The 25225-nt window shown below is 51.0% G+C and carries 21 protein-coding genes; 4 read left to right on the forward strand and 17 right to left on the reverse strand.

Annotation, left to right across the window (positions count from 1 at the left end; all coding sequences use genetic code 11):
- Nucleotides 1–86 precede the first annotated feature (86 nt).
- Nucleotides 87–269 carry an aspartyl-phosphate phosphatase Spo0E family protein gene (locus EDM59_RS31785; protein ID WP_122925164.1) on the reverse strand — a complete coding sequence of 61 codons (183 nt, stop codon included), beginning with the start codon at nucleotides 267–269 and terminating at the stop codon, nucleotides 87–89.
- Nucleotides 270–411: 142 nt separating this feature from the next.
- Complete coding sequence (locus EDM59_RS19605) at nucleotides 412–2121, reverse strand: methyl-accepting chemotaxis protein (protein WP_122925165.1); 1710 nt, start codon at nucleotides 2119–2121, stop codon at nucleotides 412–414.
- A 432-nt stretch (nucleotides 2122–2553) separates the two neighbouring features.
- Between EDM59_RS19605 and EDM59_RS19610 the strand changes: the two genes are divergently transcribed.
- Nucleotides 2554–2949 (forward strand): VOC family protein, encoded by a 396-nt coding sequence (locus EDM59_RS19610; RefSeq protein WP_122925166.1) that lies wholly within the window; start codon nucleotides 2554–2556, stop codon nucleotides 2947–2949.
- 92 nt (nucleotides 2950–3041) lie between these two features.
- On the opposite strand, the gene rlmD is transcribed toward EDM59_RS19610, so the two are convergent.
- Both rlmD and EDM59_RS19620 read right to left on the reverse strand, forming a co-directional pair.
- A complete protein-coding gene (gene rlmD / locus EDM59_RS19615) occupies nucleotides 3042–4472 on the reverse strand; it encodes a 23S rRNA (uracil(1939)-C(5))-methyltransferase RlmD (RefSeq protein ID WP_122925167.1) in 1431 nt (476 codons plus the stop codon).
- Nucleotides 4473–4579: 107 nt separating this feature from the next.
- Entirely contained in the window at nucleotides 4580–5470 is an 891-nt protein-coding gene (locus EDM59_RS19620) for a diacylglycerol kinase (RefSeq protein ID WP_122925168.1), read from the reverse strand.
- Nucleotides 5471–5619: 149 nt separating this feature from the next.
- Here EDM59_RS19620 and EDM59_RS19625 point away from each other — a divergent pair, with 149 nt between their 5' ends.
- Entirely contained in the window at nucleotides 5620–6591 is a 972-nt protein-coding gene (locus tag EDM59_RS19625) for an ROK family glucokinase (RefSeq protein WP_122925169.1), read from the forward strand.
- 130 nt (nucleotides 6592–6721) lie between these two features.
- On the opposite strand, the gene EDM59_RS19630 is transcribed toward EDM59_RS19625, so the two are convergent.
- The 5 genes from EDM59_RS19630 to EDM59_RS19650 form a co-directional block, all read right to left on the reverse strand.
- Entirely contained in the window at nucleotides 6722–7630 is a 909-nt protein-coding gene (locus tag EDM59_RS19630; RefSeq protein WP_122925170.1) for an EamA family transporter, read from the reverse strand.
- 49 nt (nucleotides 7631–7679) lie between these two features.
- Complete coding sequence (locus tag EDM59_RS19635) at nucleotides 7680–8861, reverse strand: ABC transporter permease (RefSeq protein WP_122925171.1); 1182 nt, start codon at nucleotides 8859–8861, stop codon at nucleotides 7680–7682.
- Nucleotides 8861–9589, reverse strand: a complete 729-nt coding sequence (locus EDM59_RS19640; RefSeq protein WP_122925172.1) for an ABC transporter ATP-binding protein — start codon at nucleotides 9587–9589, stop codon at nucleotides 8861–8863. The genes EDM59_RS19635 and EDM59_RS19640 overlap by 1 nt, the downstream gene beginning before the upstream one ends.
- 52 nt (nucleotides 9590–9641) lie before the next feature.
- Nucleotides 9642–10106: a hypothetical protein gene (locus EDM59_RS19645; protein ID WP_122925173.1), complete on the reverse strand. Its 465-nt coding sequence runs from the start codon at nucleotides 10104–10106 to the stop codon at nucleotides 9642–9644.
- A gap of 69 nt (nucleotides 10107–10175) precedes the next feature.
- Nucleotides 10176–10535: a hypothetical protein gene (locus EDM59_RS19650; RefSeq protein ID WP_122925174.1), complete on the reverse strand. Its 360-nt coding sequence runs from the start codon at nucleotides 10533–10535 to the stop codon at nucleotides 10176–10178.
- Nucleotides 10536–10709: 174 nt separating this feature from the next.
- Here EDM59_RS19650 and EDM59_RS19655 point away from each other — a divergent pair, with 174 nt between their 5' ends.
- The gene (locus tag EDM59_RS19655) at nucleotides 10710–12455 is read left to right on the forward strand and encodes an RNA polymerase sigma factor (RefSeq protein ID WP_122925175.1); all 1746 of its coding nucleotides are present in this window, start codon (nucleotides 10710–10712) and stop codon (nucleotides 12453–12455) included.
- A 92-nt stretch (nucleotides 12456–12547) separates the two neighbouring features.
- Here EDM59_RS19655 and EDM59_RS19660 read toward each other — a convergent pair whose 3' ends face one another.
- From EDM59_RS19660 to asd, 5 genes are all read right to left on the reverse strand, one after another.
- Nucleotides 12548–14716, reverse strand: a complete 2169-nt coding sequence (locus tag EDM59_RS19660) for a YcdB/YcdC domain-containing protein (protein ID WP_122925176.1) — start codon at nucleotides 14714–14716, stop codon at nucleotides 12548–12550.
- Nucleotides 14717–14867: 151 nt separating this feature from the next.
- Nucleotides 14868–16304: an Asp-tRNA(Asn)/Glu-tRNA(Gln) amidotransferase subunit GatB gene (gatB, locus tag EDM59_RS19665; protein ID WP_122925177.1), complete on the reverse strand. Its 1437-nt coding sequence runs from the start codon at nucleotides 16302–16304 to the stop codon at nucleotides 14868–14870.
- 4 nt (nucleotides 16305–16308) lie between these two features.
- Complete coding sequence (gatA, locus tag EDM59_RS19670; RefSeq protein WP_122925178.1) at nucleotides 16309–17781, reverse strand: Asp-tRNA(Asn)/Glu-tRNA(Gln) amidotransferase subunit GatA; 1473 nt, start codon at nucleotides 17779–17781, stop codon at nucleotides 16309–16311.
- A 31-nt stretch (nucleotides 17782–17812) separates the two neighbouring features.
- Nucleotides 17813–18103, reverse strand: a complete 291-nt coding sequence (gene gatC, locus EDM59_RS19675; protein ID WP_092267360.1) for an Asp-tRNA(Asn)/Glu-tRNA(Gln) amidotransferase subunit GatC — start codon at nucleotides 18101–18103, stop codon at nucleotides 17813–17815.
- A gap of 523 nt (nucleotides 18104–18626) precedes the next feature.
- On the reverse strand, nucleotides 18627–19469 hold the full coding sequence (asd, locus tag EDM59_RS19680) for an archaetidylserine decarboxylase (RefSeq protein WP_092267362.1): 843 nt from the start codon (nucleotides 19467–19469) through the stop codon (nucleotides 18627–18629).
- Nucleotides 19470–19667: 198 nt separating this feature from the next.
- Here asd and EDM59_RS19685 point away from each other — a divergent pair, with 198 nt between their 5' ends.
- Nucleotides 19668–20585 carry a sensor domain-containing diguanylate cyclase gene (locus tag EDM59_RS19685; RefSeq protein ID WP_122925179.1) on the forward strand — a complete coding sequence of 306 codons (918 nt, stop codon included), beginning with the start codon at nucleotides 19668–19670 and terminating at the stop codon, nucleotides 20583–20585.
- 15 nt (nucleotides 20586–20600) lie between these two features.
- On the opposite strand, the gene EDM59_RS19690 is transcribed toward EDM59_RS19685, so the two are convergent.
- From EDM59_RS19690 to EDM59_RS19700, 3 genes are all read right to left on the reverse strand, one after another.
- Complete coding sequence (locus tag EDM59_RS19690) at nucleotides 20601–21575, reverse strand: MraY family glycosyltransferase (RefSeq protein ID WP_246011124.1); 975 nt, start codon at nucleotides 21573–21575, stop codon at nucleotides 20601–20603.
- Nucleotides 21576–21703: 128 nt separating this feature from the next.
- Entirely contained in the window at nucleotides 21704–23251 is a 1548-nt protein-coding gene (pruA, locus tag EDM59_RS19695; RefSeq protein WP_122925180.1) for an L-glutamate gamma-semialdehyde dehydrogenase, read from the reverse strand.
- 850 nt (nucleotides 23252–24101) lie between these two features.
- Nucleotides 24102–25178 carry a CamS family sex pheromone protein gene (locus EDM59_RS19700; protein ID WP_122925181.1) on the reverse strand — a complete coding sequence of 359 codons (1077 nt, stop codon included), beginning with the start codon at nucleotides 25176–25178 and terminating at the stop codon, nucleotides 24102–24104.
- Between the last annotated feature and the right edge of the window lie 47 nt (nucleotides 25179–25225).

Genomic DNA, 25225 nt, shown 5'->3' on the forward strand with positions numbered 1-25225 from the left:
TAGATCAGGTCGTTCGTTTCATTTTTTTTAGACGAACGGCTTATTTGTTTTCTCGTTATATGAGTTGTGAAATCCTCGTTAATCCATCATTCACCTTCCTGCTGCAGATAAATGTGATATCGGTTTAATAAACGGTCCAAGTGTTGGCTAACAGCTATAACCATTGGGTCAGTGAATTCCCTATCCTCTTTTACTAGATCGATCAAGTGCTTTTTCAACAGTCGAATTCGATTTTCAAGAATTTCTATTTCCTTGTGATCCAGTATCATAGGAATCCTTTCCCCCAATAGATTTATTACATCTCTCCTCAATCTCGGTCATCCTTCATTCTTTAAAAAAGAAGACTCCTGATGAATTCAGAAGTCATTTCTTGAGTCTCACTCTCCAAGGTAGATACACCGTTTTTTCCTACTAAACTTTAAATCTACTGATTATCTGTTGTAATTCATGAGCTGTATTTGACAAAGAAAGCGCAGATGCCGAGATCTCCTCCATAGAAGCTAGTTGTTCTTCGGTAGCAGCTGAAATATTTTGTGTCCCAGAGGCATTCATTTCTGCAACTTCAGAAATTAGGTACACAGATTTACCAATCTTTTCTGCCCCAGTCGTCAATTGCAGCACCGATGAAACAACTTGGTGAATTTCATTAGCAACTAAGGAGACTGAGTTCTCGATTTGTTCAAATGCGTCACCTGCTGTATTGACTAAAACAATACCTGAAGAAACTTCATTCACGGTTTGTTCCATCGATTTTACTGCCTCGGCAGTTTCCATCTGGATATTGTGAATCAACTGTGAGATTTGTGTGGCTGAGAAGGATGATTGTTCAGCCAGCTTACGAACTTCGTCAGCTACAACGGCAAAACCACGGCCTTGTTCCCCTGCACGAGCCGCCTCAATAGCTGCATTTAATGCCAAAAGATTTGTCTGCCCAGCAATCTGCGTAATTAAACCAGATATTTTCTCAATTTCTTTGGAGCGTTCCCCCAGGCCACGGACCACATCTGACAATCGGTTCACATTTTCCTGCATAGATATCATCTGCTTCTCTGCTGATAGAATTGCATCATTACCGCTTTTCACTTTATTTGTCGTATCAAAGGTTGCATCAGAGACATGTTCGGTATTCGAGGAAATCTGTTGTACGCCCTCAGTCATTATTGTCATGATCTTTGAAGTATTCTCCGCACTTTCAGCCTGTTTACTCGCTCCTTCTGCTACTTCCTGAACCGTTAAGGCGATTTGTTGAGAAGCTTTACTGGTTTCTTCTGCACTAGCTGTTAATTCTTCTGCTGAAGCTGAAACTGTTTCTGCTGAAAGAGTAACTTGTTGAATGACCTTTCTTAATTCAGCAACCATTCTATTGAAAGATTGCGTTAGTTGGCCTACTTCATCTTTTGAGTGATACGTACCTTTTACAGTTAAATCGCCTAGTTCTGTTTTTGCCATCAATGATTGCATATCTCTTAGCGGCCGTACAATATTTCTGTGAATAATAAAACTAATAATACCGCTAAGAATAATGGAAGCGATAATTGTGATGATCATAATGGAAGTTGCTTTTGGCAAATCCAGTGAGTTCGAATAATTAATCTCGTCAGCTTTTTTTTCGGCGTAGTCAGATAGTTCTTGTGCAATTTTGCTAATTTCACTACGCTTTGTTTTTACATCCCTCAAATATTGCTGGTACGCATCGGTGTTGAGATTTCGATTTGCTAACTCGATTGTTTTCTGAGCAGCTGTTCGAAAATCAGCATACTTCCCTTCTAACTCTTCCCATTTCCCTTGTTGAAATGGGTCTAACGTGGTGCTCTTGTAGGTAGTCATCAATGTTTCATTTTCAGTAAATTTATTTTCAGTATTTGTGATTAGGGTCTTATTTACCTCAGCGTCTGTTGTAATCATGAGCTCTAACAAATAGCTATCCATTGAGCGTAAATTGAATCTGATTTTCGAAAGCAGCTTTATAGGAATCAGACCGTCTTGGTAGACTGTTTGAGAGTTCCTTGCCATCTTATTGATGTACATAGTTCCTGTAAACCCTACTCCAACAATGAAAATAACAGAAGTTAAAACAAGCAATAGCAGTTTGGTACCAACTTTTAAATTGCGAAAATACATTTAATTAACCTCCTGAGATGTAAAATCAAACAACGATAAAAAACAGCTTGTTTGATTTCTAGAAGCGTATAGACCCGAGTGTGCCGGTATATCCTCCCTTGTTTAGTTAGTAATCTTTTACTGGTAATCTTTTGTAGCAAAATTTATGCCAATATACAATTGTTCATAGATTGAATCACAAACATAGTTTGTGGATAGTTTTGTCTAATAATTATCATTGTCGTCTAATATTTAGCCACTTGAATTTGTATATTGTCAGCTTCAGGAAAGTAAAGCTGAGAGTGCTGCATATACACTGCGGAAAATAGCTACCCACTTATTTGCATCACAACGACCATGAACCATTCGAAGTAAAATTGACATGTAGGAGTATCAAAACTAGAAGTAGAATACACAATAACAAATAAAGGAATAAAAAATCAGGAGGGAATCATGGGAAGATTAGTTCATTTCGAAATTCATGTAGATGATATGGAGCGCGCTAAAAAGTTTTATGGAGAGGTGTTTGGGTGGGCATTTGAAGATTGGAGTGAGTATGCCGGAATGCCTTATTTTGGAGCTGTGACTGGTGATGCAACAGAGCCTGGAATAAATGGGGCTTTGATGAAGCGTCAAGGCGCTTCCCCAGAACCTGGAAAGCCTCTGAATGGTTATGCCTGTACAATGGGAGTGGAAGATTACGATTCAACGGAAGCAAAAATCCTGGAAAACGGAGGCAAGGTTGCCCTTCCAAAGTATGCTCTACCTGGAATGGCGTGGCAGGGATATTATATGGATACTGAAGGCAATATTTTTGGTATTCATCAGCCAGATGCAAATGCAAAATAGAATTTTCCTATGTTTGAAGAAAGAGAGTACTTCAATAGAGGTACTCTCTTTCTTTTTGGTAAAGACTAGTATACTAGAATGAACATCATTTTTTATTGTCTTACAAGCAGCGCCACCGACTCCACATGCCCCGTATGCGGAAACATATCCACCGGCTGCACTTCCACGACCTCATACATCTCCGCCAGCACCTTCAAATCCCTCGCCAGCGTCGACGGGTTACAGGAAACGTACACGACCTTCTGCGGCTGCATCTCCAAAATGGTCGTGAGCAGTGCCTCGTCGCAGCCTTTGCGTGGCGGGTCGACTACGATGACATCCGGCTTGATCCCTTTTTCCTTCCACGCAGGGATCACGACCTCGGCCGGGCCTGTCTCAAACGTAGCATTCTTCACGCCGTTCAGCTCCGCATTGCGGTTCGCGTCCTCGATTGCTTCCGGCACGATTTCTACGCCGTAGACGTGCTTGGACTTCTGCGCCAGAAACAGCGAGATGGTCCCGATCCCGCAGTACGCATCGATGACCGTCTCGGTACCTGTCGCGCCTACGTATTCGAGCGTCTTGTTGTACAAGACCTCGGTTTGTGCCGGGTTCACCTGATAGAACGAGCGCGCCGAGATAGCGAATTTGATCGCACCGATATAATCGTAGATGACATCGCTGCCCCAAAGCGTCACGGTCTTCTTCCCGAAAATGACGTTGGTCTTGTCCGGATTGACGTTTTGCACGATGCTGGCCACGCCGGTCACTTGAGTGCGGATCGCCCCTACCAGCTCTTCCACGCGCGGGATTGTCTCCTCGGTCGTTACGAGCACAACCATGACTTCTCCCGTTTTCACGCCAACTTTTACCACGACATGGCGCAGCAATCCGCTGTGACGCACTTCGTCGTAGGGCGAAATGTTCAGCGAGGTGGCGATTTTCTTTACAGCGGCTACGGCTTCGTCATTGGCCTGATGCTGGATCAGGCACTCGTCCATGTCGATGATCGAGTGGGATTTCTCCGCGTAAAAGCCGCCCACGAGCGCGCCGTTTTCCTCGCCGATTGGTACCTGGGCTTTGTTTCGATAGCGCCATGGATCGGTCATGCCGAGTGTCGGATGAACGGTGATCGCTCCTTCCCCCTCCACAGAAAAGCCGCCAATGCGACGTAGATTGTCTTTGACGATCTGCTGCTTGTGACGCAGCTGCTCCTCGTATACAAGATGCTGCAAGGAACAGCCTCCGCAACGGTCGTAGACAGGACAGGGCGGCATCGATCTCGCTGTGCTAGCCTCGATGACACTCGCCAGCTTCGCGAATCCGAAATTTTTCTTTACATGATCGACGCGTGCGCGCACTTTCTCTCCCGCAAGGGCACCGTCTACAAAAAGCGTATATCCTTCAATCCGGCCTACACCGGCTCCTTCGTGATTCAGTCCGGTAATCTCCACTTCCACGGTTTGTCCGACACGCACAGGCACATTCAGCTCTGCTTTTGGTGCCTGCTGCGGTCCGCGCCGCTTCTTTGTCATCTTCGCCACAGTTTCTTTGCTCCTTTATTCGGCACTTGCCTGATTCCCCTCGGGACAAACGTCAGGGATGCGTCGATGGCATCCCTGAGGTAGTTGCTATTCATTTTACTATCTTCCTACGGCACGAACAACTCGATATGGCCTGGCAAAGCTTCCACCACGCATGGCAGCTGTCCGCCCAGCTCTCCGTCCAGATTCAGCTGCACCGTTTCGCCTCCTGGAGAGGTCGCTTTGATGTAATCTGCCTGGAAATAGAGGATGTTCGGGTCCTTCAGGTGCTCGCCGCGCACTGCCTGCGTCGCCAAACGGATGAACTCGGCGATATTGGTCTTTTTCACGACGATAACGTCCAGCTTGCCGTCTGAGAGGTCCGCATCTGGGGCGAGCTTGTCGAAGCCGCCGACAGAATGGCTATTGGCGATGAGGAAGATCATGATTTCCTCGTCCAGGAGCACCTCTTTGCGGCTTTCCAGACGAACGCGGATCGGGTGCAGGGAGGGCAGCTTCTCCAGTCCTTTGACGTAATACGCCATCTGACCGATCATCGTCTTCAGCTTGCTCGGAACCTCGTACGTGAGATTCGTCAGCGAGCCGCCTCCTGCGATGTTGATAAAATAACGGTTATTGATCCGACCGAGGTCGATTTTCTTCTTCTTGCCTTTGGAGATAATCTCGCAAGCCCGGCTGATCGATTTCGGTATGCCGACAGCGCGGGCGAGGTCGTTGCTCGTACCACACGGAATGATTCCTAAGGACGGACGTGATTTCTGCTCGGCCATCCCGTTTACCACTTCATAGATCGTTCCATCTCCACCTGCAGCGATGATCAGGTCGTACCCCCTGGCAACAGCGCGTGCTGCCGCCTCGGTCGCATCCCCTTCACCCTTCGTTGCATGGCAGGATGTCTCGTATCCGGCGGATTCCATATAATCAAGGATATCCGGCAATCTCCGACGCACGATCTCCCGGCCGGAGCTCGGATTGTAGATTAATCTGGCTCGTTTCAAGGCAGATCCCTTCTTCCTTCCCTCGCTCACGGATATTATCGTTTCTCTACCCATCATATCCTGTATAGCCATTTTTGGGAATCGCTATGCTGTCTTGGGCGTGATAAGATAGAAAAAGATGGGAATCGAATGGATGGGAGGGGACAGTCGTGCAGCAAATCATCGTAGGTGTAGACGTAGGTGGAACCGCGATTAAAATGGCCTTGATTACCCCGGATGGAGAGCTGGTGGCCAAGACGCAGGAGCCTACTCCCGTCGCACAAGGCGAAGACGGGGTCCTGCAAAAAATCGCAGAGATGGCAGATGCACTTCTCGCGCAGCACGGGTACAGCAAAGCACAAGCCCTGGGAATCGGCGTGGGTGTCCCCGGTCCGATTGATGCAAAAAACGGAATCGTCATGCAAGCTGTCAATCTTCATTGGCGAAAGCCTGTCCCCCTCCGAGAGAAACTGAAAGCGCTGACAGGACTGCCTGTAGCTGTGGAAAATGACGCCAACATGGCTGCTTTGGGCGAGATGTGGCAAGGTGCCGGGCAAGGTGCGGAAGACCTCGTCGCCATTACGCTCGGAACAGGTGTGGGCGGCGGGATCATCGTCCACGGGAATGTCGTTCACGGCATCAATGGCGTCGGCGGCGAAATTGGGCATATCACCATGACACCAGGCGGCGGCTCGATCTGCAACTGCGGCAAGACCGGCTGTCTGGAGACCTATACCTCTGCTACTGCCATCATCCGCGAGGGCAAGCTGGCTGCAACGAGCGGTACGAGTCCCGCACTGGCTGCGGCACTGGCAGAGCACGGCGAGCTCAAGGCAAAAGACGTTCTCGATGCTGCCAAAGAGGGCGACACCGCCTCACTTGCCATCGTCGAGCAGGCCACCCTCTACCTCGGTCTAGCCCTGTCCCACCTGGCAATCCTGCTGAATCCCGCCAAGATCGTCATCGGCGGCGGTGTGGCGGCAGCTGGAGAGTTTCTCTTTTCGCGAGTCCGTGAGTCTTTCGCCCGCTTCGTCCCCTTCACGTACGTGGTAGAATCCACGCAGATTGTAGCCGCTACATTGGGCAACGATGCTGGTGTCTATGGTGCCGGCTGGCTCATCCGCTCCCAAATGACCGAATAAACCGCAGCTTCCGAAAATACAAAAGACGCTCCTGCGAAGAACCTCCCCCTTTTGTTAGACACATCTAACATTTGGAGGTGCCGTTCACGTTCGCCTGAGCGTCTTTTTTTCTGCCGATGCCAAAGCACATCTAGGAAACGGCTTCCACTTTTTCTGCTGCTTGTCCCTCCGCTTCTTCCTTCCCCGATACGATGAGAACAGCTCCCCCAAGCACGGCCGCGCCTCCCACAAGCTGAAGCCAGGTAAAGGATTCCCCTAACAGCAGGGCCGATGCGGCAAAGGTCACGACAGGCTCGAATGTGCTGAGCACCGAGGCTTTGGTTGAGCTGATCAGCTGCAGGGCCCGGAAGAATGTGCTGATGGCGACCACTGTAGAAAAGACAACGATACCCGCCAAGGCAAACCACCCCTGCACGTCAAAGGACAGATCGATCCCGCCATCCTTTTGGGCGACCAAAAACGTGGTGAAGCAGGCAAACAGTGCGATGTAAGCAGAGGTCACATACGGAGACAACCCCTTTACCACCCGATTGCCGACAATGATGTACACGGAGTAAAAAATCGCAGCGGCCAGCGCCAGGAACACGCCAAACGGATGAATCCCCCCAAAGGAAAGCCCCAGTACCATCGCCAGCCCTACGAATGATACGGCCATCGCGATGATCGTTTTTTTGCGCAGCTTCTCCTTCTCTACCAAAAAGCTGAGGATCGCCACAAACGCCGGAAACGTATACAACAGCAGGGCTGCCATCGATGTCGGAATATACTGAACCGCAGAGAAAAAGCTGAGCGACTGCATCGTGTACAGAATGCCGCCCAAAAGAAACAGGCTCAGCCCCTGCTTTTTTTTGATGCGAACAGACTCCTTTTTCCATAAAATCAACCCGAAGAAAATCGCTGAAGCAAACAAAAACCGCAAAAACAACAAGGTCGATACCGATAAGCCTGCTCCGTAGGCAAATACGGCGAAGATCGTCATGACACCGAAGCTTGCTGCTGACACAAATACCAGAAGGACACCCAAATAAAGCGGATTCACTCGCACTCACCAGCTTTCAACATTCATACCAGCAACAGGGCAGCTCGTTTTAATTTTTTACGACGGCTCCCTCCCTCCGGAATAATCGAGAGCTCCAGGCAATAATGACGACAACGTACAACAAAGAAGTGCCTAGTCCAACCAATCCGTGTACCGGATCGACTCTTCCGTAAAAGACTTCCTTGCAGAGAGCGACGCCATTGAAGATGGGCAGCACGTAATACGAAAAAGGAATATCCACCGGGTTCAGCGGCATCAGCATGTAGGAGGGCACCATCGCCACGAAGATGATCCCGCTCATATACGTCTGCCCTTCCTTGAACGACTTCGCAATCGTGCTCAGAACCAGCTCCAGGCCGGCAAACATCGCAGCGAGCAAAAGAATGGTCAGCACCAAAACCAGCAGGGTGGCAGGCGAAAAAAAGCCTAGGGAAAACCCAGCCCCTTCCGTATCCAACGGTCCAAAGCTCAGCACCAGTGACACCGAGACCAAGGAAGCCAGAGCGCTCATCGTACTCATCACCATCACAGCGAGCAGCTTGGCGGTTAAAATATGATTGGCGGCAATCGGGGCCGTCATCAGCGACTCCAGCGTCCCCCGCTCTTTTTCCCCTGCGACCAGATCATTGGCGGCGGCAACTCCCCCAGAGGCCAGAGAAACAACGAGCATCAACGGAATGATACCGGCCAGCATGCCACCGGACAAGCGTTCCTCCGTGGCCACGTTTTGATACGTCGAAGCGATCGGCTCGATGGCCTTTGGAGAAAGCCCCGCATGCTGCAAGCGTTGGGCTACGATCTCCTGACTATACGCTTTCACCGTCTGCTCGATCACATCCCGCGCATAGACGGATTTTTGATTGGTGGAGTCGTAGGCAACCGTCAGCGCCCCTGTTCTCCCCGCGGAAATCGTCTCGTCAAAGCCGGAAGGGATCGTCACAATAGCCCGCAGCATTCCCGCCTGCAGCGCCTGCTCTGCATTTTCCGGCTCCAGGATCCGTGCACCTGGTATTTTTTCTAGGGCAGCAGTCAGTCCGGATGTTCCATGGATCGCGATTGGTACGTAGGCACGCGCCTCTTTTTCGACATTGCTATAGGACATTCCCAGCAAAAAGAAAACGAACGGAATAATGACCAGAGGCACCAGAAAGGTTCCCAGCAATGTTTTGCGGTCGCGAAATAGGTCGAGAAGCTCCTTTTGAAACACCGTCCAGATGACACGTCTGCCCATCAGTTCTCGCTCCCTTCCACCACGGCCATGAAAATATCGTCCAGGTCATGAATCCCGTACTGCTCCCGCATGTTTTCCAGTGTGCCTGCAAAGCGCATGCTCCCTTTGTGAATCAAAGCCACTCGTTTGCACAGCTTGTTAATTTCCCCCATGTTGTGGCTCGAAAACAGAATCGTTTTCCCTTCCTCCTGCATGCGGGCGACCATTCTGCGAAAAATGTTGGCGGCCGTAACATCGAGTCCCGTAGTCGGCTCATCCAGAAGAACTACATCGGGATCGTGTACGAGGGTACGTGCGATCGCCACCTTCTGCTTCATCCCCCGGGAAAAGGAGCCGACTCGCCTGTCGATGAATTCTTCCATATCCAGCATGCGGCTCAGGCTGTCGATCCTCTCCTGCAGTCTTGCCTGCTCTAGGCCGTACAAGCTCCCGAAATACGCGATGTTTTCTCTTGCCGTCAACCGATTGTACAGCCCGACATCTCCTCCAAAGAGAATGCCGATCCTGCGCCGTACCTCGACCGGATCGCGCTGGACAGAGAAGCCGCTGATCTCGATATCTCCTGTGGTAGGCTGCAGAATCGTCGCCATCATGCGCATCGTCGTCGTTTTTCCTGCGCCGTTCTCCCCCAGAAGACCGTATACTTCCCCTGCCTCCACCCGAAACGACACATCGCGAACGGCAGTAAAATCGCCAAAGCGTTTGCTGACTTGCTTGACTTCAATCATCCGCATTCCTCCTTCCCGATGCATGCGGAAACAGCCCTTCGAGCATTTCTCTCTAAAACCTTGCTTTCACGTAAAAAGCAGCACGCTTGCCATTTTCTCCGGTGAAAGTCACCTGAATCGCGCCCGTTTGCCCAATCAGCAGGCGAGGAATGGCGGCAGAGACCACAAACTTGCGCTGTCTGTCGTCTACTCGCGCCTTTTGGACCGTTCCCGGCGGCGAAAAGATCTGATCCCCCTCCAGGTTGTAAAACGTCATCGAGATTTGCCCTGTGCCGCCGTTTGCTTCCCCATCGAAAAGAATGGTAGGAAAGGACGTGGGCCCAGCCGAAACCTTGCTGAGCCGAAACAGCGGGTGGCTTAGCTGAAGCTCTGTTCCTTTTTGCCAGTGCTTGAGATAGACATCGTACTCTTGAGTGGCGAGCCGGTGAAAAACTGAGGTGGTAGCTGTTGTTTGGTGTGGGGCGATGAACGGCTCTCCATTGGCAGCCAGAGAAAGAGACAATAACAGAGAAAGCATGCTGATCAACTCCAATAATTGGATGCCTATAGCATGCCCTACCCCTGCTATGCCGTATGTGAATCTTCTTTACGCAATCGAGTGTACGATAATGCCCGGATAACGTTCTTTCCATTTCGCGAGCGAGAAGTCCTCAAACAGGGCTACGAAGTCTTCCGTATTGTTGATGTAGTGTCGTTTTTCCGGAAGGTTCGGATATTTATCCGCAAACAAGAGGGCAACCAAATGAGTGACAGGGATCCCCTCCGCCTCTTGATCGTAAATGCCGCGTTCAGCCAGAACCTTTACGAAGTAGCGGACATAGGTAACGGTCAATGTCGTTTGCTGTCCGTTTTCCTCCCAGGTGGCTATCGAGCGGTCAAACGTCTCTGCTGGAGAGCCTCCTTTGCTCGGTGGAACGTTTTCGCCAGAAATAGAAATCAGCTTCATATCTGTCCTTCCCCCTCTTCAATCATTCGTGTATGTTCATTATAGGGGAGAGTGGAAAACGTTACAAATAATCCCTTTCGAGAAGGCTAACAAAAATTTTTCTACTCCTTTGTCAGAAATCCCGCATCGCTTAAGTCTATGTATCAAGTCAACAAATTAGCGAGGAGTTTTACGATGGATGCCAAGATCTTGAATCGATATGAAGACCAGGAAGAGGACATGACAGCAGACGACGTTCTGGTGGAACGAGCGAAGGATGGAGACCGGGAGGCGTTTGGAGAGCTGGTCAGACGGCATCGTGCCAAGGTTTATGGATATGCTCGCTCGTATACGCAGGAGTCGTTTATGGCCGAGGACATCGTGCAGGAAGCGCTGATTCGAGCTTTTTTACACCTGGGGAGCTTGATGGACAGCCGCCGCTTCTTGCCTTGGCTGCACCGGATCGTCCGCAACCAGGCTTACACGCGCCTGCAAAAAGGGCCGCAAAAGCGCGAGCAACCGTTCTCTGGCTTCATCGCAAACTCTGCCGATCAAGAGAAGACAGACTGGGAGGACTTGGACAGCATCCTGCACCGTTTGGGACGCAGATGGTCACAGCCCGTTGATCCCGCGACCAACCCTGAGGAAATCATGGTCCGCAGAGAGCTGCTCCAAACGATCACCGGCTTGCTCCACTGTCTCAATCCACGGGAGAGGAAAATCGTCGAGTCTCATTTCTTCGATCACCTGTCTCCACTGGAAATCGCCAGACTGTTTCAGATCTCCCAAGCCAACGTGTACCAGGTCCTGTCGCGTTCACGCAAAAAGCTGATTCAGGAAAAAACTCGTGTCGTTGTTGACCAATACGTGCAATCACGAAAGGAAGCGGGAATTATGAAAAAGGTCGTATTGAACACACCGGAAGCATTCACTCTCCACACTTGGGTTACTTGCGTCATGGCTCTTCGAGGTATGCTCGAGGCGGCGAATCGAAAACTGTCTCTCCCGATGGTAATGGGATTGAGCGGCCACGCCTTTCGATTGACTGTAGTGCCTGAGCATGTACACATTGCAGGACCAACCATGTTTGAATTTGGTCCGGTGCTAGCCCGCGGCCTGCGCAACCTCGGATTCACTTCTCGTTCCATCAGCGACTTCAAGCAAGCTGCCGGAATCGAAATAAATGCCAACCTCGTCGAGCCTTCCCAGCTAGGCGCAAATGCACGCGAAAAGAGACAGCTCTCTCAAGTGCTCCCGCAAGCGCTGGAGTTGATTCATCGCTCTGTGGATCGCGGTTACCCTGTATTGGCTTGGGATATGTTCATTCCCGAGTTCGCCCTGATCTACGGGTACGATGACGAGCAGAAGCTGCTTCATGCAGGCGATAACTGCGGCCACCAGGGGACGATTCCGTACGATCATTTGGGCCGCGGATTAATCGAGGACTTGTTTGTTCTCGCTTTGGATGAGTCGTTCGAAACAGACCAAAGGCAAATGCTGATCGGAGCGCTGCAAATGGCAATCTCGCATTATCGTGGTGAGGAGCCTGCGTTTGGAGCAACCCATGGACTTGACGCCTACGCCGATTGGCTGAACGCGTTTGAGAAACGTACCATCGAGCCAAACGGAAATGCATACACGCTTGCCATCGCCCTTGATGCTCGCCGCAATGCCTCTGCCTTTTGGAAGGAGATCGCGGAAACGTGGACTGACACAGCTTTTGATGCCATTCGTCCAGACTGCCTGCAAGCAGCTGCTCAGTACGGAGCGATTGCCGACGAATTTGCCCAGCTCTGCCGCCTCTTCCCGTTTCCTGCTGGAGGGGAGCCAAATGAACCTCAGCAAAGTGCGCAGGCTATCGAGCTGCTGACGAATATTGAAGCGAAGGAGCGCCAGGCTTTGGCTCTGCTGGAAAATATGCTGCACGCGCTGACTGCGTAATAGCCAGGAAAGGGCTGCCCTGTATGCTGGAATTCCAGCGGCAGGACAGCCTTTTTGGTTCAATCAATCCCCGGAAGAACAGCCTCCGTCGTCTATCGATTATTCTTTGCTGCTACTTCCCATTCGGACAGCCACATAGCTACGTCCGCACGCGTCAGAGCATCTTGCAGACGCGGGGATTTCCCTGCCTTCCAAAAGCTGAGCGCACTGTTTTCCTGGCCGAGCAGCTTATTGCCCATCTCGTTTGCTTCCTGCAAGGTTATGGGACGATCGGGATTTAACTGGTCCGCTCCTGCAGCTGGCTGCACCAAGCCAAGGCCCATCGCTTCCCGTACAACTGGGAAAAGAGGATGGCTTTCCTTTACATCAGCGAAGGACAGCACAGTTTCCGCTTCTTCCCCATAGAAGTGCATTGATCCGTAAAAGCGATTCGCGATGAGCAGGATCCGCAGAAACTCCCCTCGGGTAACCAGCTGGTCCGGGTTCAATCTCCCCTCCGAAACAGGCAAGTATCCCCGCTCGACTGCTTGCACGAGTACCGCACGCTGTGGATGATCCGTAATATCGCCAGGCAGCTTCGACTGCTTGTACGCAGGAAAGCTGACCCATTGTCCTGAACGCGCATCTACGATCCCCTCGTCACTCGTCATCCTGTACACGAGCTTCGGCTCCCGTCTCACCAGATAGCTTCCTTGCCGCCACTCTGGGTGTGGCATGAAATAGGTGAGCTGAAACGTCTTCTTCTCCCCTTCCGTTTGCTTCGCCCGTTTCCTATCGATGGCAGACGTTTGCTTCTCCATCTCCTCCAGCCCTTGGTAGGGAGGCAGGGAAAACAATCCTTTCACCTCTCCTGTCTGGGGATTCACCATGACCATGGTTTCCAGGCTTTCTACCGGAACTCCCTGCTTCAGCCAGCCAAATACAAGATTGTAGCTGCCACCGTCCTGAAAGAGAAACGATTGACTGTCTTCTGTCGGTGGAAGCGAGATCGGATAGAGACTTCCCAGTCGATCGGGTAAGAGCTGCTTGATGAAATCTGTCGCGATGGATTGCGCCTTTTCGTAGGTGATCCAACGCGGACTGGCTTGATCTGTGCCTACTGCCTGATCTTCTACTAGCGAAAAGGAAGTGACGTTTCCGTATGAATCCATCCCGATCGAGTATCGCTTCTCATCCTTTCCTCCCTCAGCAGGACGGACGTATAAGAATACGCTGCTATCGATTTGGCTCCCTTCGCCAAACTCGTCCATGCTAACAAAGGTGGAGCCTCCCGCGCTACCCTTCTCTGGCTGTGCGAAAAACATCGTTTTGGCGATTTGATCCGCCTTCTTTCTCAGCTCATAGTAGGCTAGTTCTTTTTGTTCGGTACCTGCTTGAACAGCTTTCCCCAACGCTTCGATCCTCTCAGGCTGGCTGACAATCTCCCCAAGCAGGTTCAGCGCTTGACCCGTCTGTGCATCGATCAGGGCAGGATCCTTTTCCGTGTAATAGTAGGAGAGGAGCATTTCTTTTTGCTTCAAACCGTATGGTAAGAGCTTTTCCCCCGCATAAGCGTAACCAAGCGTCGGCTGTGCCGTCTCGTCCCAGCGCCCTCTTGCCTCTTCCTCTGATAGCTGCGGAGCTGGATCGGGCAGCGTGCCATCAAACCAGTTGCGTTTGTAATGCACAATCTCCCCTCGCAAATCGACGGTCACCTGCAAATCGTTTTCCAGGAAAGGAACCCCCTTTTCCACACGCGTAAAGAAAAAGGAATAGGCACCCGCCTGTGGTGGATACGGATTCATTTCCTCATACAGATTTGGCCCCTCCGTATGCAGCAGCTCCATTGGCGCAACAGCTGTCAAAAACTGCTGTGCCACTTGCAGTGCTTCCTGCCGGGAGAGCAGCTTGGCGTCAGCAGCCATTTGCTTATCCCTTTTCAGCTGCGAATAATTGAGCAGCTTTCCTGTGACAGCATCCACTGTGATCCATTTGTGCTCCGTCTCCTCTTCCCCCTTGCTCCAATCGGCAGTCCATGCCGAACGACCACTCTCAAAGGACAGTTGATGGTCCGGGAACAAATCCGCCAGCTCGTATCCTTCCAGGGTGATTGGCAATGGTTTGGCGAATGCAACGGCTTGTGCTTTCGTGAGCTTTACTGCCTGTTCGGAGGCTGCAAGTACAACATTTCCCCTGAGCCCGTCCATAGCAGGAGTAAGAGCATAAAAACACCCAAGCACCCCCGTCAGTATGGCCGTCGCCCTCAGCTTTGCAAATCTCATAGTTCCCCCTCATTTTCCTATCATTTCCTTATTTTCACATTACTCATTATGCTCGAGAAAACGGGGATTGTCATCTTTGGATCGTGATTGAGCATAAAAAAGCGCCCTCCCATGAATCAGGAGAACGCTTTGGTAGTTGTCGGTCCAATCCTTACATTTCTTTCAATACTTCTGCAATCAGCTTGTTCACCATCGGCGGGTTCGCTTTGCCTTTGGTTTGCTTCATGACTTGGCCAACAAAGAAAGCAGCTGCTTTTTCGTTACCGGACTTGTAGTCAGCAACAGCCTGCGGGTTGGAGTTGATCGCATCGACGACGATTTGACGCAACGCGCCCTCGTCGCTGATTTGCACCAAGCCTTTTTCCTCTACGATCTTCTTCGGCTCTTTGCCTGTCTCGACCATTTCCTTGAAGACCGTTTTCGCGATCTTGGAGGAAATCGTGCCGTCTGCGATCAGCTTGATCATCTCACCCAGCCCTTGCGGCGTCATTTTCACGTCGGCAAAGACCAGATTGTTGGCGTTCAAGTGAGCCAGAAGATCCACCATCAGCCAGTTCGCTACTGCTTTTGGCTCTGCCCCTGTCTTGACTGTTTCGTCGAAGAAATCAGCCGTTTCCTTGGACATCGTGATGACACCCGCGTCGTCCTTGGACAGTCCAAAGTCGTTGACATAGCGCGCTTGGCGAGCATCCGGAAGCTCAGGAATCGTCGCGCGTACCGCTTCAATCCACTCTTCAGAAATTTGCATGCGCACGAGGTCAGGATCCGGGAAGTAGCGATAGTCATGCGCTTCCTCTTTGGAACGCATGGTCAATGTCTTCTTGTTTGCTTCATCCCAACGGCGTGTTTCCTGTACGACTTTTCCACCGGAGGAGACCACTTCGGTCTGACGCAGCACTTCATACTCCAAGCCCATTTGCACATTGCGGAAGGAGTTCATGTTTTTCAGCTCGGCCTTGGTCCCGAATTCTTCTTGACCATACGGACGGATCGACACGTTGGCATCGCAGCGCAGGGAGCCTTGCTCCATACGTACGTCGGAAACCTCGGTGTACTGAATGATCGCTTTGAGCTTTTCCAAATACGCACGTGCTTCTTCCGGTGTGCGGATATCTGGCTCGGATACGATCTCCACCAGCGGAACACCGACACGGTTGAAGTCTACCAGAGACTCTCCGCCGAAGTCACTGTGCGTCAGCTTCCCTGCATCCTCTTCCAAATGCAGGCGAGTGATCCCGATGCGCTTGGTCTCGCCATTTACTTCGATATCGATCCAACCGTTGTAGCCGATCGGCTGGTCGAACTGGGAGATTTGGTACGCTTTTGGAGAATCCGGGTAAAAGTAGTTTTTGCGGTCAAACTTCGTCTCACGGGAGATTTCGCAGTTGAGCGCCAGCGCCGCTTTCATCGCGAATTCAACTGCCTGCTTGTTGGTCACAGGCAGTACGCCTGGATGCCCCAAGCAAATCGGGCATGTATGGGTATTCGGCTCCGCACCGAATTCGGTTTTGCAGCCGCAGAAAATTTTACTGTTGGTGGATAGCTCGGCATGGACCTCCAAGCCGATGACGGTTTCGTACTTGCTCATGCTCTTACCCCCTCACCCATTCCGGCTTGCGCGTATGGAAGCCTACAGATTGTTCATAGGCATGTGCCACGCGCAGCACGGTGGATTCGTCAAACGCTTTCCCGATGATCTGCAAGCCGATCGGCAGACCTTTTTGGGAGAATCCGCACGGTACGCTAATCGCTGGCAAGCCTGCCAGGTTTACAGGCACGGTGCAGATGTCTTCCAGGTACATTTTGACCGGATCGTCCACGTTTTCCCCGATTTTGAACGCCGTAGATGGCGTAGTCGGATGGAGAATCACGTCAAAGTCAGCAAAGATGCTGTTGTAGTCCTGGATGATCAGGGTACGCACTTGCTGTGCTTTTTTGTAGTACGCATCGTAGTAGCCGGACGACAGGGCATACGTACCGAGCATGATGCGGCGTTTTACCTCTGGACCAAAGCCTTGGCTGCGGGACTCTTTGTACAGCTCGATCAGGTTGGACGCATTGTCGGCACGTACACCGTAGCGCACGCCGTCAAAGCGAGCCAGGTTGGACGATGCTTCCGAGGAGGACAGCAGGTAGTAAGCAGGTACCGCATACTCGGTGTGCGGCATGGAAACCTCGCTCCAGGTCGCTCCCATGCTCTCCAGCTGCTTCAGCGCTGCCAGCACGGCATCGCGCACCTCTGGATCAATTCCTTCCCCGATCAGCTCTTTTGGCACACCAATGCGCAGCCCTTTCACATCTCCCGTCAAAGCAGACAGGAAATCAGGAACTTCTACATTGGCGGAAGTGGAATCGTACGGATCATGTCCAGCGATTGCTTGCAGAACGAAAGCGGAGTCTTCCACGTTTTTCGTCACAGGACCGATCTGATCGAGAGAAGAGGCAAATGCCACGAGACCAAAACGGGATACACGGCCATAGGTCGGCTTCAGACCAACCACGCCGCAGAATGCTGCTGGCTGACGGATGGAGCCGCCTGTGTCCGAACCGAGCGTAAAGTAAAAATGACGTGCAGCCATTGCTGCCGCCGAGCCACCGCTGGAGCCGCCTGGAACGTACTCGGTGTTCCACGGGTTTTTGGTTGGGTAGAAGCCGGAGTTTTCGTTGGAGCCGCCCATGGCAAACTCGTCCATGTTCAGCTTCGCCACGATGACAGCATCGGCATCCTTCACTTTTTTGGAAACCGTCCCGTCATGGACAGGATCAAAGTTGGCCAAAAATTTGCTCGCGCAGGTGGTGCGTACGTCTTTGGTGATGAGGTTGTCCTTCAAGCCTGCAGGCAGACCATACAGCATGCCCAGCTCCTCGCCACCTTTCGCCAGACGCTCGTCCAGCTGACGGGCATGAGCAAGAGCCCCTTCTTCATCTACATGCAGAACGGATTTGATTTCGTCGTCGTGCTCCTTGATGCTGGCGATGGATGCCTGCACCAGATCCGTCACGGACAACTCCTTTGCGCGCAGGGCGCTATGTATTTCAGACAATCGCTTGTCGAACAGCGACACAGTAGGTTCCTCCCTTCACTTCTCCAGAAATTTACTCAAATACAGCCGGTACTTTGAACTGTCCTTCTTCGTGGTCCGGTGCGTTTTTCAGCACTTCCTCACGCGGCAGGGACGGACGGTTGACGTCTTCACGCATCACGTTTTTCACATCTGTCGCATGGCTGGTAGGCGCTACATTGGAAGTATCCAGTTCATTTAACTTCGCTGCGAATTCCAAAATCGCGTTGAGATCCTTTGTGTAACGTTCTGCTTCATCTTCTGTCAGTTGCAAGCGAGCCAGGTTGGCTACGTGCTCCACTTCTTTGCGAGTAATGGCACTCATGTTTCCACCTCCGAATCGTATCCATAACTTTGATCTTACTTGAAAACAGCGGGTTCAGTCAATTTTCGACGGTTTCTTCTATGGTAAAAAATCATTTACTGACGTTAACTTCACTCGGGCTGTTGTGGAGGGGCGGAAAAAGCAGAAAACGCTGCAGGCTAGTAGGGCCACTTGCTCGGGGGTCATTCCTGCACGGCTCCATTTCAAAAGCGGAACCGCGTCCAAAAGTGGCGTTTTCTGGGATGCCTCCCAGAGTTGGACGCTAAATGCGTGTTCCGCTTTTTCCACTCCGCCTCGGCTGTGTCCCTAATACCTTTCGCTTTTTTCTGCTTTTTCCTGGTCAGCTGATCCTGTCGTTCACACCTTCAAAGATTTTTAAAGCAAAGCTTGTTAGTATTGTTCTAGAGCTCTTATCAGCGTTCGTTAATCAGAAAAGCACTCCAAACCAACGAAAAAAGCCCAAGGGCTGAAATCATCAGCAGCCTTGGAGCTCTGTTGGCACGCAATCCTTGACGTGAATCCTTTACTCCGCCTTCTCTGCCAGCAGCTGGCCCATGAGCAGGCTTTTGCCAATCTCGATTCCTTTCGCCCACTCCAGTTGGTTGGATTCGAGCAGCAGGATGACCGTGGAGCCAAACTCGAACCAGCCTAGCTCTTCCCCTTTTTGGTAATGCGGGGTGTCCATGATGGGCTCATTGGTTTGGCGGCCATGCTTGATATTGGTAGTCGCAGTATTGTAGGAGACCTTCACACTTCCGACGAAGAGGGCACCTACTTTGACCAGTGCCAAATCGCCCATGTCTTTTGTTTGAATGTACGTGACGAGCCGTTCATTACGTGCAAAAAGACGATCCACATTTTCAATCCCCAGCTTGTTCACTGGATAGAGACGTCCCGGCAAATAGCTGTACCGGATCAAGTCTCCCTCGACTGGCATATGAATGCGGTGGTAATCTCTCGGGCTTAAATAAATGGTGATGAACTTTCCTCCGTAGTAGCGCTTGGCCTCTTCTACAGAACCACCGAGCAGCTCGACGACATCGAACTGTTTTCCTTTCGCTTGAATCAATGTACCTTCGCAAATATCTCCCATTTGAGAAACGGTACCATCCACTGGGCTGACGATGACGTGTTCGCCCGGTGCTATTGGCCTTGCTTCCGGTTTCAGTCGGCGGCAGAAAAATTCCTTCAAGGTACGATATTGACTTACCGGCTTTTCGATCACGGTAGAATCGATGTGATAATGGCGGATATAGCGTTGAATCGCCAATCGGCTAAATCTTGATGCAGTTATTTTCCCCATCGTCCGAGACATCGCGTTTTGTGGCAACCGATGAATCAAGACAGGAAGCAGCTTTTTACGCATAGGACAACTCCTTGTTTTTCCGATAAAGATACTTCGATCGAATTCCCAACCAAGAAGCTGAAAAAAGGATAACCTTACTTTACCACCTCAGCCAATACTCAGTAAACCCCGCCATCCTACCATCGCCTCATCATTTTCTTCCGCAATCTTGCTATACTATAAGATGGTGGACAAGCCTACTTTCAGGAGAAAACAGACATGTCAAAGCTCGACATTGAAACATTAATCAGTCAATACGGGGATATCCTGACCAGCTTTTTTCATCATATGTCAGACATGTTCTTTCTTATGTCTGTAGAGGAGTCTGAAAGTGAAGGACTCCAGTTTCGCTATGTCTTGATGAACCCTGCTGCGATGCAAGTAGCCAAGCTGACCGAAGAGGCTTACGGGAAGCGAATAGAGGACGTCTATCCCGAGGGGAAGGCATCCGTTTTGAACCGTATGTACAAAAAAGCCGTTTTAAGTGGAGCACCGATCCATTATACAAGCGAAGGGGAAGTGATCGGCGAGTCGATCCTTTCCCCTGTCTATAATAAAGACGGCGTATGCACGCATGTGTTCTCCGTTACCCGTGACATTACGGAGCGCAAACAGCTGGAATCCAAGCTGGAGCATATGGCGTATCACGATGTGCTGACCGGCTTGCCAAACCGTCGTCTGCTCTACATCCATCTGCACAATGCACTGGCTGCGGCAAAAGCCAATAAGGACATGGTAGCCGTCCTCTTTCTGGACTGTGACCATTTCAAGCAAATCAACGACACTTGGGGCCACAATACAGGTGATCAGTTCCTGCAGCTGCTCGGAGCCAGACTCAGCTCCTGCGTACGGGAGGGGGACACGGTTGCCCGTCTGGGAGGCGATGAATTCGTCATCATCCTCACCTCCCTCCAGAACCAGCAGCAGGTCGAAAAGGTTTCAAACCGGATCATCCGCGCACTCCAAGAGCCGTGGATACTGGAAGGACATACGTTTCACAGCACGACCAGCATCGGGATCGCTCTCTATCCAACGACTTCCAGCGATGCCGATCAGCTCTTGACTCACGCCGATAAGGCCCTCTACTTGGCAAAAGCCTCCGGACGAAACCAGTTTCGCTTTTATCAAGCTGAGTAATCGAGTGACCGGCCCTCAGATCTTCTGAAAATAAAACAGAAACAGCGACAACGCCGAGAACAAAAAGCTGACCACATACAGGACCACGACGGTCTGTTTGGCAGTCAGACCATGAGACATCAGCCGATGATGGACATGACGACGGTCTGCCTGATACATAGGCGACCCTGCAAGCAATCGGCTGATCATGACCTGCAAGGTATCGATGACTGGCAATCCCAAAGCGAGGACTGTCACCACAAGCGAGATGAGCGTAGCCCCTTTCATCGTTCCCTCGAGAGAAATGATTGCCAGTGCAAACCCCAGGAACATCGACCCCGCGTCTCCCATGAAGATTTTGGCCGGATAAAAATTAAAGCGTAAGAAAGCCAATGCCGCCCCCGCCAGTGCCACTGCCAGCAGCGCCGTCAAATCCTGCCCCTTTACCATCGAGAGAAAGAACAACGTCACCGCCGAAAAAATAGTCGCTCCTGCCGCCAATCCGTCTACTCCATCCAAAAAGTTCACCATGTTGATCAATCCAACGATCCAAATCACCGTAGCAAGAAACGAGATCCACAACGGAAACGTAGCAAAAGCACCATCGTCTCCCCCTAACCAGGTGAGACTGACGCCTCGAAAACGGATGTCAAAGAAAAATACCATCATTCCTACCGAAAGCTGTATCAATAATTTGGGTAACGCAGGAAAATCTTTTTGCTTGGCTTTATACGCATCATCGACCCATCCGATCGCCATTAAGATGGCTCCGCCTACTGCCAAAACCGCAACCGTTTTTTGCACCCCTGCAAAAAAAGCTGACACGATGAGCATACCGACAAACATCGCGATTCCGCCCGATAACGGCATCGGTTGGCTATGACCTTTTCTTCCCCGCGGGATATCCAGCAGCTGCGTTTTCCAAGCCAGCCAATGAGCGACCGGCATCAACAGATAGACCAGAAAAAAGGCGGATAATCCTGAAACTACATACGTAAACAGCGCTCTCACCTGCCCGCACGTCATTTTGTTAGTAGTGTGGACAAAAGGAGCCTAAAGAAAACTTCCCATTGTACAAGCCTGCTGGCGCAAAGAAAAAAGCCGCCCCAGATTTGAGGCGACTTTTGTAAAGACAAGTCTTACAGTTTTTCGGAAACCAGTTTTGCTTGGGTGAACAGCAAGAGGTAGTCTGGGCCGCCAGCTTTGGAGTCTGTACCGGACATGTTGAAGCCGCCGAATGGATGTACCCCTACCAAAGCACCTGTGCACTTGCGGTTGAAGTACAGGTTACCTACGTGGAACTCTTCACGCGCGCGCTCCAGGTTTGCACGGTTGCGGCTGATGACAGAACCAGTCAAGCCGTACTCGGTGTTGTTCGCGATTTCCATCGCATGGTCAAAGTCGCTGGCTTTGCAGAATGCCACTACAGGTCCAAAGATTTCTTCCTGCATGATGCGTGCATCTGGAGCTACGTCTGCAAATACAGTTGGCATGATGAAGTAGCCGGAGTCTGGGCCTTTTTCGCCACCTGCAACCAGTTTGCCTTCAGTTTTACCGATCTCGATGTATTCCAGAATTTTGTTGTACGCTTTATCGTCAACTACTGGGCCTGTGTAGAAATCGTTGCTGCGAATATCGCCTACTGTCAGGTTTTTCGTCAGTTCGACTACGCGGTTCAGCACTTGATCGTATACGTCTTGGTGTACGATCGCACGGGAGCAAGCCGAGCATTTTTGACCGGAGAAGCCAAATGCAGATGCCACGATGGATTGAGCAGCCAGCTCGATATCGCAGTCGCTGTCTACCACGATGGAGTCTTTACCGCCCATTTCAGCAACCAGACGCTTCATCCATTTTTGTCCTGGACGATGTTTAGCAGCCAGCTCGTTGATACGCAGACCTACATCGCGGGAACCTGTAAAGCTGATGAAACGAGTTTGGATATGCTCAACGAGGTAGTCGCCGATTTCGCTGCCGGAGCCCGGTACGAAGTTTACTACACCTGCAGGTACGCCAGCATCTTCGAGTACTTCCATGAATTTGGCTGCGATTACAGGCGTTGTGGAAGCAGGCTTCAGCACTACGGTGTTCCCTGCAACCAGAGCTGCTGTCGTCATACCCACCATGATGGCGAGAGGGAAGTTCCAAGGCGGGATTACGATTCCTACACCAAGTGGAATGTAGTACAGCTCGTTATCTTCATCCGGGATGCGAGGAAGATCATGGCGCTGGGACAGCTTATCCATTTGGCGAGCATAGTACTCCATGAAGTCGATTGCTTCTGCAGTATCCGCATCCGCCTCTGGCCAGCTTTTTCCTGCTTCTTTTACGAGCCAAGCAGAGAACTCATGCTTACGGCGGCGCAGGATTGCTGCTGCTTTGGTCAGGTAGCGGGAACGGGAAGTGCCAGGAACCTTTTTCCAGGTTTCAAATGTGCTTGCTGCTACTTGGATCGCTTTTTCAGCCAGTGCCTGGTCAGCCTGGGAAACAACACCCACTACTTGCTCTTTATTGGAAGGGTTGATGGAACGGGATTTCTTCTCGGTTTTGATACGCTCTCCGCCGATGATCAGATCATATTCACGGCCCAGCTCGCTTTCAACTTTTGCGAGCGCTTCTTCAAACGCCTTTTTATTTTCTGGTAAGCTAAAATTGGTAAACGCCTCGTTTTTGAATTCTACTTGCATTGTGACGCCTCCTTATCGAATTCTTCCATGTTTGGTTTCATTCTCTATACATATGCAAGGATCGTACCAACAAAACCGACTTCGCACACACTCGGATAGTGTTTGCATTTTTCTCGAAAAACAACAAGCGATGTCAACGAGCTTCCATAGACACTTTTGTATACCTCTACACACTTTTGCACACATGTGTCAGAAAGGACGACAACCTCTTACACTACTGGTCTATGTGAGAAAAACGCGGGAAGCACGCTTGTACGGCTCCATTACAAAAGCTTAAGCTCGCGTCCAAAGCGGTCGTTTCTGAGATGCATTCTCAGAGGTGGACCTAAAGGCAGGTTCTGCTTTTTCCATTCCGCCTCGGCTGCGTCCCTAATACCTCCGCTTATTTCCCTTTTTTCTTGGCCAGCCTTGACTTATCTACCTTTCCTTTTCTTGAGGGCTTTCCATGTAGTTTCATGGAATAACGCTACTTGGGGCAATGCCTACGACGAACGGGAGCTTCCTTCTCCCTTTGAATAACCGCTAAAAAAGGTGCCTAGAAACCACAAAGGCTCGCTGGAGAAGCAGGTTTCCAGGCGGAGCGACTCCGGAACCCTACTTAGCCGAACAACGAATTCACGGGTTCCAGAAGCGGTACCCCTGCGTTCCCTGCGTAGCGGCTACTCCTTTACCGCTTCCCCGTGAATCGTTGTGGTGCGGACAGTCTCATCTTCTACGTAGGGTGTAGGCCGGAGCGAAGATCGGAAACCTGCTTCTCCCCACCCCAGCTATGTTGATAAGCTCCTCTTCTTTCATAGTTATAAGTAAAAAAGACTCCTTCCCCATTTCGGTGAAAGAGTCCTTCGCATTTTTACTGTCGGTATATGTGCATGTACGGCTCGCCAGTGGCTGGTCGAATGTAGATCGCAAGCGGCTTGTTCATCGACTGGACATATAGATTGATATGCACGCTCTTGTCGAACAGCTGGTTGATGCTGCCTGCCGCAAATTGCGTAAACTGCAAGACCTCTGTGCGAGAGTCGTACTCCGCTGTAGCGGTGATCGTCAGCTCTGTCAGTTTACCGCCCATGAATCTTCCGACACCCGTCATCCCGACATACTCGCCGAAATACGATTGCACCTGACGCATCAGCTTGTCGTACTGCAGAGACTGCTGGGCGTACTTGCTCTCTACGTCCGAGCTTGGGAACAAGTAGAACTCCTCGTCAATCGGCTGCCATTTGGAGACCGATGCTTCATTGGCATTGACTGTCCCCGACATAATAAAATGCCCTGGCACCAGCGATGAGTTGGCTTCCGGTACTTGATACAGCAGGACCAGCATCGGCACTGTCGGAGTATTGACCCGGATCGACTGGACGATACGGGCAGCCAGCTGCTGACCCTTCGCCTGCAGCTCCTGCGTCGTGTACATTTTATCCTGCCCGGTCGCATCCTGATACTCAGGAGACAGGGACAGGCCCAGGACCATTCCTTCCAATTGCCCCAAGTGATCCTTTTCCTTGCTGAGGTAATCATGCTCGAGTACGTGTACCAAGATCCCTTTTTTCTTTTGTCCGTTAGCCGCGCCTGCCTTCTCCTGCGCGATCCATTCCGTCACCTGCTCCTGCTTGATCTGCTGCCCTTCCTGGAACAGATATTCGGAGGTCGGGAACGTTTCACGGGCAAACTCCATCAATCCCAGCTCAAGGTGGCTGAAATCGATCCGGTATTTGGTATCACTCAGCATACCGCGAGTCTGGTTTGGTTTATACGGCGGAATACTGCCGTAATAATCTTCGGAAACTTCTACCACCGGCGACAAGGATGGAGTTGCAGGCTCTGGTCCTGTTTCCTGGCCACGCGGCAGCAGCGAGCAACCCGTTGTTGCAATCACGAGAAGTAAAGCTGTCATCAGCTTGCATCCTGTCAAAAACTTCGCATTCATACGTTACTCCTTTTACTCCTAGAAAACTTGGCTAAGGTCTCGCCATA

The organism is Brevibacillus nitrificans (genome assembly GCF_003710965.1).
Classification (GTDB): Bacteria; Bacillota; Bacilli; order Brevibacillales; family Brevibacillaceae; genus Brevibacillus; species Brevibacillus centrosporus.

Bases quoted from the DNA above. Each gene is read 5' to 3' on its own strand.
- EDM59_RS19655 (WP_122925175.1), top strand. From the start codon at position 10,710: ATGGATGCCAAGATCTTGAATCGATATGAAGACCAGGAAGAGGACATG.
- gatC (WP_092267360.1), bottom strand. From the start codon at position 18,103: ATGAGTGCCATTACTCGCAAAGAAGTGGAGCACGTAGCCAACCTGGCT.
- EDM59_RS19660 (WP_122925176.1), bottom strand. From the start codon at position 14,716: ATGAGATTTGCAAAGCTGAGGGCGACGGCCATACTGACGGGGGTGCTT.
- EDM59_RS19610 (WP_122925166.1), top strand. From the start codon at position 2,554: ATGGGAAGATTAGTTCATTTCGAAATTCATGTAGATGATATGGAGCGC.
- gatB (WP_122925177.1), bottom strand. From the start codon at position 16,304: ATGAGCAAGTACGAAACCGTCATCGGCTTGGAGGTCCATGCCGAGCTA.
- EDM59_RS19640 (WP_122925172.1), bottom strand. From the start codon at position 9,589: ATGATTGAAGTCAAGCAAGTCAGCAAACGCTTTGGCGATTTTACTGCC.
- EDM59_RS19700 (WP_122925181.1), bottom strand. From the start codon at position 25,178: ATGAATGCGAAGTTTTTGACAGGATGCAAGCTGATGACAGCTTTACTT.
- EDM59_RS19650 (WP_122925174.1), bottom strand. From the start codon at position 10,535: ATGAAGCTGATTTCTATTTCTGGCGAAAACGTTCCACCGAGCAAAGGA.
- EDM59_RS31785 (WP_122925164.1), bottom strand. From the start codon at position 269: ATGATACTGGATCACAAGGAAATAGAAATTCTTGAAAATCGAATTCGA.
- asd (WP_092267362.1), bottom strand. From the start codon at position 19,469: ATGCGTAAAAAGCTGCTTCCTGTCTTGATTCATCGGTTGCCACAAAAC.
- EDM59_RS19685 (WP_122925179.1), top strand. From the start codon at position 19,668: ATGTCAAAGCTCGACATTGAAACATTAATCAGTCAATACGGGGATATC.
- EDM59_RS19645 (WP_122925173.1), bottom strand. From the start codon at position 10,106: ATGCTTTCTCTGTTATTGTCTCTTTCTCTGGCTGCCAATGGAGAGCCG.
- pruA (WP_122925180.1), bottom strand. From the start codon at position 23,251: ATGCAAGTAGAATTCAAAAACGAGGCGTTTACCAATTTTAGCTTACCA.
- EDM59_RS19605 (WP_122925165.1), bottom strand. From the start codon at position 2,121: ATGTATTTTCGCAATTTAAAAGTTGGTACCAAACTGCTATTGCTTGTT.
- EDM59_RS19635 (WP_122925171.1), bottom strand. From the start codon at position 8,861: ATGGGCAGACGTGTCATCTGGACGGTGTTTCAAAAGGAGCTTCTCGAC.